This window comes from Colwellia sp. Bg11-12, assembly GCF_014076955.1.
GTDB lineage: Bacteria > Pseudomonadota > Gammaproteobacteria > Enterobacterales > Alteromonadaceae > Colwellia_A.
On the sequence record NZ_JACGUZ010000072.1, the window covers coordinates 118030 to 130416 of the forward strand.

The 12387-nt window shown below is 38.5% G+C and carries 8 protein-coding genes; 1 reads left to right on the forward strand and 7 read right to left on the reverse strand.

Annotated features, from left to right (window positions below; all coding sequences use genetic code 11):
• The first annotated feature begins 109 nt into the window (after positions 1-109).
• Entirely contained in the window at positions 110-1846 is a 1737-nt protein-coding gene (locus tag H4J39_RS12065; RefSeq protein WP_182228626.1) for a hybrid sensor histidine kinase/response regulator, read from the forward strand.
• A 12-nt stretch (positions 1847-1858) separates the two neighbouring features.
• On the opposite strand, the gene H4J39_RS12070 is transcribed toward H4J39_RS12065, so the two are convergent.
• The 7 genes from H4J39_RS12070 to pepP form a co-directional block, all read right to left on the reverse strand.
• Positions 1859-2473, reverse strand: a complete 615-nt coding sequence (locus tag H4J39_RS12070; protein WP_182228628.1) for a response regulator transcription factor — start codon at positions 2471-2473, stop codon at positions 1859-1861.
• Between the two features lie 529 nt (positions 2474-3002).
• Positions 3003-5894: an aminomethyl-transferring glycine dehydrogenase gene (gene gcvP / locus H4J39_RS12075; protein WP_182228630.1), complete on the reverse strand. Its 2892-nt coding sequence runs from the start codon at positions 5892-5894 to the stop codon at positions 3003-3005.
• A 243-nt stretch (positions 5895-6137) separates the two neighbouring features.
• Positions 6138-6527, reverse strand: a complete 390-nt coding sequence (gcvH, locus tag H4J39_RS12080) for a glycine cleavage system protein GcvH (protein ID WP_070374238.1) — start codon at positions 6525-6527, stop codon at positions 6138-6140.
• A 183-nt stretch (positions 6528-6710) separates the two neighbouring features.
• On the reverse strand, positions 6711-7799 hold the full coding sequence (gcvT, locus tag H4J39_RS12085) for a glycine cleavage system aminomethyltransferase GcvT (RefSeq protein WP_182228632.1): 1089 nt from the start codon (positions 7797-7799) through the stop codon (positions 6711-6713).
• 475 nt (positions 7800-8274) lie between these two features.
• Entirely contained in the window at positions 8275-9543 is a 1269-nt protein-coding gene (locus H4J39_RS12090; RefSeq protein WP_182228634.1) for an FAD-dependent monooxygenase, read from the reverse strand.
• Between the two features lie 68 nt (positions 9544-9611).
• A complete protein-coding gene (gene ubiH / locus H4J39_RS12095; RefSeq protein WP_182228636.1) occupies positions 9612-10835 on the reverse strand; it encodes a 2-octaprenyl-6-methoxyphenyl hydroxylase in 1224 nt (407 codons plus the stop codon).
• A gap of 192 nt (positions 10836-11027) precedes the next feature.
• Positions 11028-12386, reverse strand: a complete 1359-nt coding sequence (pepP, locus tag H4J39_RS12100) for a Xaa-Pro aminopeptidase (RefSeq protein WP_182228638.1) — start codon at positions 12384-12386, stop codon at positions 11028-11030.
• Position 12387: the final 1 nt, after the last annotated feature.

Genomic DNA, 12387 nt, shown 5'->3' on the forward strand with positions numbered 1-12387 from the left:
GGAAGTAAGATGGACGAATCAATTGAAATACTGCATGATAAGCATACAAATAAACTCGCTATATACTCACCATTTACTCGCGGTACCTAGGACACTCAAAGGGAATATTTTGCAATTAGCCAAAGACGAACATATTCAAGATAAAATTCATGCTGAACAAATTAAAATAATGCACAGTTCTATTCCTTTAATTTTGTTTACTAATTTTGTCGTTGTTTGGGCACTGTCTTATGGTTTTTCCGATGTCGTTTCGCAGACTTCACTTAAAATTTGTTTAGGGTTAATGTTTGTTATGGTGGCTGTTCGAGCTGGCTTGTACTTCAACTATAAAGATAAACTTGATTCAAAAGACTTAAGGCCTTTAGCATTATCTCTTATTATAGGTAGCGCATTAGCCGGAGTACTTTGGGCGACGCTTAGCCTTCTTTATTTACCTGCGGACAATCAAATATACCAAATTTTTCTTTTGGGAGGATTAATGGTTATGGCAGGAGGTTCTGCCTTCACATTTAGTATTTATTTACCGTGCTACTTTGCTTATATTCCTGCTACGTTACTGCCGATAACCCTTCAATTTTTCATCATTGGTGATAAATTTCATAATACCCTGGGCATTATTTCTGTTACATATTTCCTAGTGCTAACGCTATTTAACATCAAAATTAATAAACATTTCAAGGCAACATTGGCACTAAGATTTGAAAACCTCGTTCTTATTGAACAACTCAAACAACAAAAAGAAGAAGCAGAGCGAGCTAATAAAGCTAAATCTAAGTTTCTTGCTGCAGCCAGTCATGATCTTCGTCAACCCCTCTATGCATTAGGATTATTTACCTCGGTACTAGATGAAACAATTAAGTTTCCAAAAGTTAAACGCGTTGTTGAACAAATTAATGCATCAGTAACTGCCCTTACCAACCTTTTTGACAAGTTACTTGATATCTCTCAGCTTGATGCTGGTGTGGTGATAGTCAAAAAACAAAACTTTGCATTGAGTGATATCTTTGACAAGTTAACTAAGGAATTTTCCAGAGAGGCGCAAGAAAATAATATCGAGCTTATATGGCCCAGTGAATATCCAGCGGTTTACAGTGAGCCCGATTTACTTGAACGTATTCTCAGAAATTATTTGTCTAATGCTATTAAATATACCTGTGAAGGGGCTGTGGAAGTTATTTGCGAAGCGCGTAACGGGAAAGTTTACATTCAAATATCAGACACAGGTATAGGAATGACTAAAGAGACACTTGAAGAGATTTATGAAGAATTTTATCAGGTGAGTAATCCTGAAAGGGATCGACAAAAAGGCTTGGGGCTCGGTTTATCTATCATTAAAAGAACTGCCGACTTACTTGATCATGAAATTTCAGTAACCTCTGAAATAGGAAAAGGTTCAATTTTTTCAATTGTTGTCACACAAGCAGTAATGATGAGTAAAGCAAATATCGAAGTAAGCGATTTAAGCGAACAAATTCAACCGACAAATAAACTCGTACTGATTATTGATGATGAAGAGAGCATCCGTGAAGGGCTCACATGTATGCTAGAACTTTGGGGATATCAGGTAATAGCTGCGGTCGATACTGCTATTGCGATGCACCAACTTCAAGAAAACAATAAAAGTCCAGACGTTATTATTTCTGATTACCGGTTAAAAGAAAATAGAACAGGCATTGATGCTATTAAAGCGCTTCACGAGAAATATGGCAAGGATATCCCTGCGCTATTAATCACAGGTGATATGATGCAAGAACGATTAATCGAAATAAAAGACAGTGGGTTACCAGTGTTATTTAAACCCGTACCAGCGATGAAACTTAGATCATTTTTAAGTAGTATAAAATAATCGAAACGCGCGTTATTTAAATAGCTCTAGTTTTTGTATCATAAGTGCAGCCTCTGTTCTATTACTTACACCAAGACGCTTAAAAATAGACGTGGCATGCATTTTAATCGTTGCTTCAGCAATACCAATTTCTAACGCTATTTTCTTGTTAGAATGTCCTCTCATCATCATATCGACAACTTCTTGCTGTCGAGGTGTCAGTATTTTATGACTGTTCTGATTCTTATTTTTCTGTAAAGTCATCGAAGCTGGAATGTATATTTCACCAGAGATAATCAAACGAAGTGCATTTAACATAACTTTACTGGTTGTGTCTTTTGGAATAAAACCTAAAGCACCACCATCAAGTGCGCGGTTTAAGTCACTTTGCTGTTTTGATGCTGATAAAACTACTACTGAAACAAGTGGGAAATTTTCTCTACAATAGCTTAAGAGGACAAAACCGTCTTTATCTGGCATGGATAGATCTAACAAAACCATATCCAGATTAGGATGACTATTTAGATAAATAATCGCTTCATCATAACTACTAGCTTCTAAGATGGTTAGATCATTTTCAAGCCCATTAAGCACATAGACTAACCCTTCGCGAAATAGCGCATGGTCGTCGACTACAAGAATTTCCATCTAGTATTCCTTAAATTAACTAGAGAGGTCTTTACAAACAATACAGACCTAGGAGGATAAATATTATATGAACTTTGATTATGTTAGTCGCTTTTTTAGTTTGAACCAAACGTTATGTAATGAATAAATTGATTTAATAACCTTATAGTAACTATAATAAAAGTAATATTAATACCTTGCAATAGTATTTTATAGTGCACCAGAAACGTAAAGTTTTAAATAATTAAAATTGATATTTAGTTAAAAGAGCATCAAGCAAAAAATTGAGCCTAAATTTACTTAAATGTCACTTTAACCCTGACTCAATCAATACACATTTGGTAGGTGGCATTGTGACCTGGTGTAAAACTTTGAATACTTTGTGACAACAAGGTAATAATAAATATATTGGTTTATAGTTAACAAACAAAAAGGCGAATCATTTCTGATTCGCCTTTCATAATATTCATCTAAAGTTTCCAACTACATTTGCAGTTTCCAACTTGATGTCACTGGTTTCCAACTAGATCTGTTGTGATCAACAATAAAATTAATCGATATAACTTTCAATTGGAGGACATGAACAAATTAAGTTACGGTCTCCGTAAACATCATCAATACGGTTAACTGTTGGCCAAAATTTGTTTTTGGCTGCAGCTGGAACCGGGAATACCGCTTCTTTAATCGTGTAAGCACGATCCCAAGTATCAGTAATATCTGCTAACGTATGTGGCGCGTTGTGAAGTGGGTTGTTATCACTTGACCATTCACCTGATTCAACTTTACGTACTTCGTCGCGAATAGAAACCATCGCTTCAACGAAACGGTCAAGTTCAACTTTAGACTCTGACTCTGTCGGCTCAATCATGAAAGTGCCCGCTACTGGGAACGACATAGTTGGTGCGTGAAAACCATAATCAATTAAACGTTTTGCTATATCAACTTCGGTAATACCTGACGCTGCTTTAAGTGGACGTAAATCAATAATACATTCGTGAGCTACACGGCCATTTTTTCCTGCATATAAAAGCGGGTAATGTTGGCTTAACTTTTTAGCTAAGTAGTTAGCGTTAGTAATAGCGTATTTAGTCGCATCAGTAACACCTTGCTTACCTAACATTGCACAGTAAAGGTAAGAAATACATAAAATACCTGCACTACCAAAAGGTGCTGCTGAAACTGCGCCATTACCTTTAGTGCTGTCATCAACAGTAATTAATGCATGATCAGGTAAGAATGGAGCTAAATGCGCTTTAACGCCTATAGGTCCCATACCTGGACCACCGCCACCGTGTGGAATAGCAAAAGTTTTATGCAAGTTTAAGTGAGAAACGTCTGCACCAATATGACCTGGAGACGTAACACCTACTTGTGCGTTCATGTTCGCGCCATCAAGATAAACTTGACCGCCATGGTCATGAACGATGTTACAAATTTCTGCAATCGTTGTTTCGTATACACCGTGAGTTGACGGGTATGTGATCATGATACAAGAAAGATTGTCAGACATTTCGGTTGCTTTCGTACGCAAGTCGTCCATGTCAACGTTACCTTCTTTATCACACGCAACTACAACGACTTTCATGCCAACCATTTGCGCAGACGCAGGGTTTGTACCATGAGCAGAAGATGGAATTAAACAGATGTTACGATGTGCATCGCCACGACTTTCGTGATATTTAACAATCGCAATTAATCCTGCGTACTCACCTTGAGCACCAGAATTTGGTTGCATTGAAATATTATCGTAACCGGTAAGCTCTACTAACCAATCGCCTAGCTCATCAATCATTTGCTTATAACCTTGAGCTTGGTCAATCGGTGCAAATGGATGCATATTAGCAAATTCAGGCCATGATACTGGGATCATCTGTGCGGTTGCATTTAACTTCATGGTACAAGAACCCAAAGAAATCATTGAATGATTCAATGCTAAATCTTTGTTTTCTAATCTTTTGATATAACGAAGCATTTCTGTTTCGCTGTGGTATGAATTAAATACCGGATGAGTCAATATTTCAGATTCACGCACAAGTGATGCAGGAATTGAAGAATGGCCGCTGCTTAGTATTTTATCGTCAAGGTCGCTAACGCTTAAACCGTGGTCAGTGCCTAATAATATATCAAATAAACCGGCAATGTTCTCACGAGTTGTTGTTTCATCAATAGAAATACTGATTTGACCCGCTACGTCAGTGCGGAAGTTAACGCCAGCCGCTAATGCGCGTGCAACGATTTCTTCTTTATTATCTAAATTGAACGTTAAGGTATCAAAGTAGTTAGCATGAATAGCTGTTAAGCCTTTAGTTGCTGTACCTAAGCATAAAATATCTGCGAAACGATGAATACGGTTAGCAATTATTTTTAAACCTTTAGGACCATGGTATACCGCATAAAACGCTGCCATGTTCGCTAATAACACCTGTGCTGTACAAATGTTTGAGTTAGCTTTTTCACGACGAATATGTTGTTCACGCGTTTGCATTGCCATACGTAATGCAGCGTTACCACGAGTGTCTTTAGAAACACCAATAATACGGCCAGGTAATGAACGTTTGTATTTTTCAGAGGTAGTGAAAAATGCGGCGTGTGGTCCGCCGTAGCCCATTGGAACACCAAAGCGCTGGCTTGAACCAATAACGGCATCAGCACCTAATTCACCCGGTGCCTTTAACATCACTAAACTCATGATATCGGCGGCTACCGCAACAATACCTTTGTTTGCGTGAATTTTTTCAATTAACTCGCTAATGTCTGTTACTTCACCCGTTGCACTTGGGTATTGTAATAAAGCACCAAAAATATCGTGGTCTGCGGCTTCATTTGCAGGAGCAACGATAACGTCAAAATCAAACATTTCTGCACGTTGTTTAACAACGTCGATAGTTTGTGGATAAACATCACTTGAGATAAAGAATAAATTTGATTTTTTGTTTTTAGAAACACGCTTTGCTAATGCCATGGCTTCAGCAGCCGCAGTACCTTCATCTAATAATGAAGCAGAGGCAAGCTCTAAACCGGTAAGGTCGATACACATTTGCTGGTAGTTTAATAATGACTCTAAACGCCCTTGAGCAATTTCTGGTTGGTAAGGCGTGTAAGCCGTGTACCAGCCTGGATTTTCTAACACGTTACGCAAAATAACGTTCGGTGTTAAGGTGCCGTAGTAACCTAAACCAATGTAGGTATCGTTTACTTTGTTTAAACTTGCAACCGCTTTTAAATCGCGTAAAGCTTGTGCTTCTGTTTTACTTTCTTCAATCGCTGGCAATGCTGATAAACGAATATCACTTGGTACGATTTCATTGATAAGTGCGTCAACCGACTCTGCGCCAATGTCATTTAGCATCGCTTGAGTTTGTTTGGCATTAGGGCCAATGTGACGACGAATAAAGTCTTGAGTTTGCTCTAAATAAGCAAGTGATTTTGATTGAGTAGTCATAAAACAGCTTCTCTTAAGTGGGTAATTAATTAACTTGGTCTTTAGCTACAGCGTAACTAAAATAAAGCCCCAAACAATCAGTTAGAGGCTTAATAACAGATTTCGTAAACAGTTAGCCTTTAAGTAAGGCGCTAAAGTTATCAGTCTTATGAGCTTAGTAAGCCTTTAGCTAAAGGTTTAAAAAGCAAGTGAGTTAGACGAGTAACAAAAGCAACGCAGCATAAACGCTAAAGGTGCCCGAAATTAGTCTTCATCAATAGAATTTGCATAACCTTCAGCATCTAATAAAGCATCTAATTCTGCTTCGTCAGCTAGTTGAACCTTGAATAACCAACCCGCGCCAAAAGCATCTGAGTTAACTAATTCAGGAGAATCTTCTAAGTCTTCATTTACTTCAATAACCTTACCTGAAACGGGTGCGTAGATATCTGAAGCCGCTTTTACAGATTCTGCTACTGCTACATCGTCACCGGTACTGATTTCATCATCAACATCTGGTAATTCAACAAATACCATATCACCTAATAAGTCTTGTGCGTGCTCAGTAATACCGACAGTAACTACGCCGTTACCTTCTTGACGTACCCATTCGTGTGATGTTGCATATTTTAGTTCTGAAGGAATGTTGCTCATTTTTTATTTTCCTGAAGTTAATTATTATTTATCGAAAACTCATGTTAATTGCTACCATTTGCTAACAATTAAATACTATAGCTTAATTATCATTCGAAATTGAACCCACGTAAATAAATTTTACCCAAGTTCAATTTTATAATTCTACATCGTTCTATAACAAATTTTATGGTAAAAAATTGATTAAAAAACTTTTTTACCGTTACGAACAAAGCTTGCTTTAATCACTTTAACGTTCACTAATTTTTTACGCATTTCTACTTCTACGGTGTCACCTAAGCTTACGCTGCGAGGTACACGTGCCATAGCAATACTGTGACCTAGTGTTGGCGAGAATGTGCCTGAGGTAATAACACCTTCACCAAATGGCGTAATCACTTTAAGACCGGTGCGTAGTACACCCTTTTCTTCAAAGACTAAGCCAACAAGTTTAGGTTGGTCACCTGCAGCTTTCTGAGCGGTTAATACTTCACGACCAATAAAGTTACGATCTGTAGGTTCCCAGCTAATGGTCCATGCCATGTTAGCGGCTAATGGCGAAACTGTTTCGTCCATATCTAAACCGTACAGATTCATACCTGCTTCTAGGCGTAAAGTATCGCGAGCACCTAAACCACAAGGTTTAACACCTGCGTCTAATAATTTTTGCCATAAATCTGCTGCTTGGTCTTCTGGAACAACGATTTCGTAACCGTTCTCACCGGTGTAACCGGTAGTAGCAATAAATAAATCACCCGCTTGAACACCAAAAAATGGCTTCATGCCTTCAACCGCTTGGGTTTGCTCTGGCGTTAATAAGGTGGCAACTTTAGCTTTAGCTTGTGGGCCTTGCACGGCAATCATACCGAATTCAGGACGTTCGGTAATCGTGATGTCGAAACCAGATGCTTGTTCATTCATCCACGCTAAATCTTTTACACGCGTCGCTGAGTTAACGACTAAGCGGTAATAAGTTTCAGTGAAGAAGTAAATGATCAAATCATCAATAACACCACCTTCGTTATTTAACATTCCGGTATAAAGGGCTTTACCAGCAACCTCTAATTTTGCAACATCGTTAATCACTAAACGGCGTAAATATGCTTTTGCGTCGCTGCCTTTAATATCAACAATAGTCATGTGTGAAACATCAAACATACCAGCATCGGTTCGAACAGCATGATGCTCTTCTATTTGTGAGCCGTAGTTAATTGGCATTTCCCAACCGTGAAAATCAACTAGTTTTGCGCCAGCTTCAATGTGCTTAGCATGTAATACGGTTTTATTAGTCATCGTATGTATTCCACTTTAATTGTATGAATTCGCCAATAAGCCGAGCTTAAAGGCAGTATATTTACAAAATAATTGGTGAGATTATAGCCGCGCAAAGCTACCTATTCAACTAAAAACAAAGAAAACAGCCAAAAATACAAATTTAAAACCAGATAAATATTTTAATCCAAACTTAATTTTTAAAAATGTCACTTAGCAAAATTATAAGCAGATTTACTTCCTTAACAAATCAAATGTTGGGATTTTATTTTGTACTTTTTACTGACCTTTATTTTCTACAAAGAGAGTTAATTTACATACGAAGAATATCAAGAACGAGGGGGAAGAGTGGCTGATTTAAGTGGTGAATTTTCTCTCTAATAAAAGGCTATTTACGTACAATTTTTTGGGTAACGTCGATAAAGCAGCATAAACGTTGCACCAAAATTAACGTTTCGGTTAAAATCTATACGTAAGCTATTGAAATAAATGGTGTTTAAATTAACTTGTCTTTTACTTGCGCCAGCTTAGGTAAATCACTTTTCAGACCTAAGGCTTGCTTAATCATCAGTTGTTTTATTGGTTTAATATTATTGATTAACGACAAACCTAAACCTCTAACCAACTTTACTGCGCCTTGCTGAGGTGTAAATGTTTGTTTAATAGCTTCCATTGCCGCAACCATTTCCATCGCTTCAGCTTTACGCCAGCGTGAATATTCGTTTAGTAACCGCGTTGTTAACCAAACATCAGTTGATGCTTTGTGTTTGGCTATTTTTTCACTAATAATTTGTGCTAACGATACTGCATCAAGTAACCCTAGGTTAACGCCCTGACCTGCTAAAGGATGAATAGTATGCGCCGCGTCGCCAACCAAAGCGATACGGTCTTGTACAAAAGTTTGTGCCATACGCATGGTTAAAGGATGAGTAAATCGCTCACTCTGTAATTCAATATTTCCTAATTTCCCATCACTCGCAGCTGTTAATGCTTTTGAAAATCCCTCGGGAGTTAAGCCATTCAAACGCACGGCATCTTCAGGGGATGTTGACCAAACAATTGAGCATAGGTCTTGCGTACCATCCGAGTCATTAAGGGGAAGTAATGCTAATGGGCCAGTTTCTAGAAAAACTTGCCATGCGGTATTTTGATGACCTTGTGAACATTTTACTGTAGCAACAATAGCGTGATGGTCATAATCACGAAAGGTTAAGGGGATGTCCATTTCACCTCGAACCCAAGAGTTTGCCCCGTCTGCTCCAACCACTAATTTAGCCGTTATTGGCATAGGATCACCGCTAGTTGAGGCAAAACTAATAAAAGCTTCACTTTCGCCAATACTAATATTACTTAAAGTATTATCAGTGTAAAAAGTGATGCCATGGTCAGCTTGTGCTTTTTGCCAAAGGCTTAGGCGTATAACACTGTTTTCAACAATCCAACCTAAGTGTTCACTCGCTGAATTTTGCTGTAAATCGTCACAAGAAAAAAGCAGTTTGCCAAAACCCGCTTTATCCCAAACATGCATATCGGTGTAAGCTTGGATCCTTTTTTGCTCAATTAAAGGCCAAACATCAAGGTTATCAAAAATTTGTTTGCTAGCAACATTGAGTGCGCTGACTCGAACATCTGATTTTTCTGACAATTGAGCAGGAGGTGAAGTGTCGACAATAGCGACCGTTAGCTCTGTTTGCTTTCGTATGGCTAATGCTAAGGTTAACCCCACCATGCCACCACCAACAATTAATACATCAAATTTTTGCATGTTATTCTTCTTAATTTTTGAATTGTTTTACGTTCTAGTCCTCGAGTAACTGTCGAGAAACTTAATCGCTAATATCCCATGGTTTTTCTAACCAAGGTATTTTTCAATGGCGATAGATAGTTCATTACTTTCAAGCCAACATTACGACCCGCCACTAAGGGGGGCAACGTATTTGAAAAAAGTGTGACTAATGAATCGGTTAAACCAATAACGTTCTGATGATCATATTTTCTCTGCGAGGCATAGTCACTCAGCGCAGAAAACTGTCCAACGTCTTCATTATTTTTTAGCGACTGCTTAATAAGCTCAGCCATATGCTTAACGTCTCTCACGCCGAGGTTAAAACCTTGTCCTGCTATCGGATGAATCGTATGAGAAGCGTTGCCAATAAGTGCCATACGATGAAACACTTGTTCATCAGCCATTAGCAATTTAAGTGGGTAAATATCACGTTTACCCACATGCGTTATTGCACCAAGCCAGCTACCAAATGCACTTTCTAGTTCTTCTTTAAATTGCTTTTCACTCAATCTCGCCATTTTATTGGCTTGCTCAGGAGGCAATGTCCACACCAAAGAGCAGCGACTATCATTTGTTGCGCTCCCCTGTTTTGACAGCGGTAACATCGCAATAGGACCCGTTTCTGTAAAACGTTCAAACGCGAGGTTATTATGAGCGATAGCGGTACTAACATTGGTAATGAGTGCTGATTGTCCATAATCAGACTCTTGTACTGAAATGTTAGCAAATTGTCGACAAGCGGAGTGCACACCATCGCAGGCGAGTAAGAGCTTTGCGCTTAGCTGTATTTCAGAATTAAGTGTCAGTTCAACCTGATTTTTTTGCCAAGTAATATCCGTAATTTTGTCAGGTGTAAACCAAGTAAGGTTACGCTTTAATTGATTTTTTTCTTTTAGGTGGGCTAACAATACTTGCCCGATCAATGACATTTCAACGACAAAGCCCAGCGCATTAACTTGATGATGTTCAGCATAGAGTCGAGCTTTACCGTAAAAGCCTCGATCAGAAATGTGAATATTTTTAATGGGCTCTGCGAAACGCTTTAGCTGCTGCCAAACACCTAAGCTTTGCAAGTAAGTGGCGGTGCCATGTGAAAGCGCTAAAACACGATCGTCAAACGTTAATGTCGGATCTTTTAATACCGGATTCGCTTCAACAATGGCAATAGATAATGGTTGTCCACTTTCATTTTCGCAGTCAATCAGGCTCAAGGCCATTAATGCACCCGATAATCCACCACCTGAAATTACAATATCAAATTCTTTTTTCATAGTTAATTTTGGCTATTTACGTCAATCGCTTGATGTGAAGATTAAAAACCTGAGTTGCTGAGTTCATTTCCAGCACTCATTCTAACTGAGTACTGAAACACAAAATCATTGTTACTGATGAAAGTTCAGTACGTTCATTCAAGTGAGCAAGTTCAGTAGGACAAAAAAATTCAGTGCAAAAAAAACAGTAAACTAGTGATTCACAGCCATTACTTGCTCTATTTCATTGATTGATTTTGGCGCATTTACGGTTAAGTTTTCATGACCTTGATCAGTAACCGCGATGTTATCTTCAATTCTTACCGCGATCCCACGCCATTTTTCATCAACACTAAAGTCATCAAGCGGAATATAAATACCAGGTTCTATGGTCATTACCATTCCTTGCTCAAAAACTCGACATTGCTCACGTTTTTCGTTTGACTGATAATCACCGACATCATGCACATCAAGCCCTAGCCAATGGCCTAAACCATGAATAAAGTATTTTTTACAGGCTTTTTCTTCGAGTAATACATCTATATTACCTAACAAAATGCCCATACGGTGCAAACCTGTCGTGAGAAAGTTGTTCACTAAAACATTAAGCTCTGCAAAAGTCGCTTGTGGCTTTATTGCGTCAATCGCTAAATTTTGTGCATCAAGCACCAGCTGATAAATTTCTCGTTGTGCTAATGAGAACTTACCATTAACCGGAAATGTACGCGTAATATCTGCGGCATATCCGCTGAGTTCTCCGCCTGCATCAATCAAAATCAATTCATTATTTTTTAGTACATCGTCATTATTCGTGTAATGCAAAATATTGCCATTATCACCGCCAGCAACAATAGTGCCGTAAGCTGGGTGTCTTGCACCATTATTTGCAAATTCATGCAATATTTCAGCTTCTAATTGGTATTCATACTTACCTATCGCCGACTGTTTCATTGCTCGGGCATGAGCCGCACCACTGATCACGTTAACACGCCGCATAATTTCAAGTTCGCCGGCACTTTTGATTAAACGCATTTCTTCTATTGTTGCTCGACAATCAACCAGTTGTGTCGGCGCTTTAACGCCAAGGCGACTTTGCGCTTTAACCGTTGATAGCCATGCATAGATTTGCTTATCAAATGCTTCACTTTTTCCTTGGCAAAACAATAAGTGACTTTTATTAGCGATGTAATCTGGAAGGTATTGGTCTACTTCACTTAATGAAAAACAACTATCTACACCATACTGTTCAACCGCTTGTGTTTGCCCTACTCGCCTGCCATGCCATATTTCTTGCAATGGGTCTTTGTCGCGGTTAAATAAAACACTGTTCATGCCTTCTTTATCAGATTTAGTCAGTACTAAAATGGCATCAGGTTCGTTATACCCAGTTAGATAATAAAAGTTTTTATCTTGGCAAAAAGCATATTCGGTATCGTTACTACGGGTGACTTCTTGTGCGGCAGAAAATATCGCAATAGAATTCGTTGGCATCGACTTAAAAAACTGATCGCGACGGGCAGTGAACTCTTTCAACGGTAATAAAGTGTTTTGAACTAAAGTAGATGTTGTCATG

What these genes read in the sequence shown, in the direction of transcription:
- gcvT (WP_182228632.1), bottom strand. Translation starts at nt 7,799, where the DNA reads ATGACTAATAAAACCGTATTACATGCTAAGCACATTGAAGCTGGCGCA.
- ubiH (WP_182228636.1), bottom strand. Translation starts at nt 10,835, where the DNA reads ATGAAAAAAGAATTTGATATTGTAATTTCAGGTGGTGGATTATCGGGT.
- pepP (WP_182228638.1), bottom strand. Translation starts at nt 12,386, where the DNA reads ATGACAACATCTACTTTAGTTCAAAACACTTTATTACCGTTGAAAGAG.
- H4J39_RS12090 (WP_182228634.1), bottom strand. Translation starts at nt 9,543, where the DNA reads ATGCAAAAATTTGATGTATTAATTGTTGGTGGTGGCATGGTGGGGTTA.
- H4J39_RS12070 (WP_182228628.1), bottom strand. Translation starts at nt 2,473, where the DNA reads ATGGAAATTCTTGTAGTCGACGACCATGCGCTATTTCGCGAAGGGTTA.
- gcvP (WP_182228630.1), bottom strand. Translation starts at nt 5,894, where the DNA reads ATGACTACTCAATCAAAATCACTTGCTTATTTAGAGCAAACTCAAGAC.
- gcvH (WP_070374238.1), bottom strand. Translation starts at nt 6,527, where the DNA reads ATGAGCAACATTCCTTCAGAACTAAAATATGCAACATCACACGAATGG.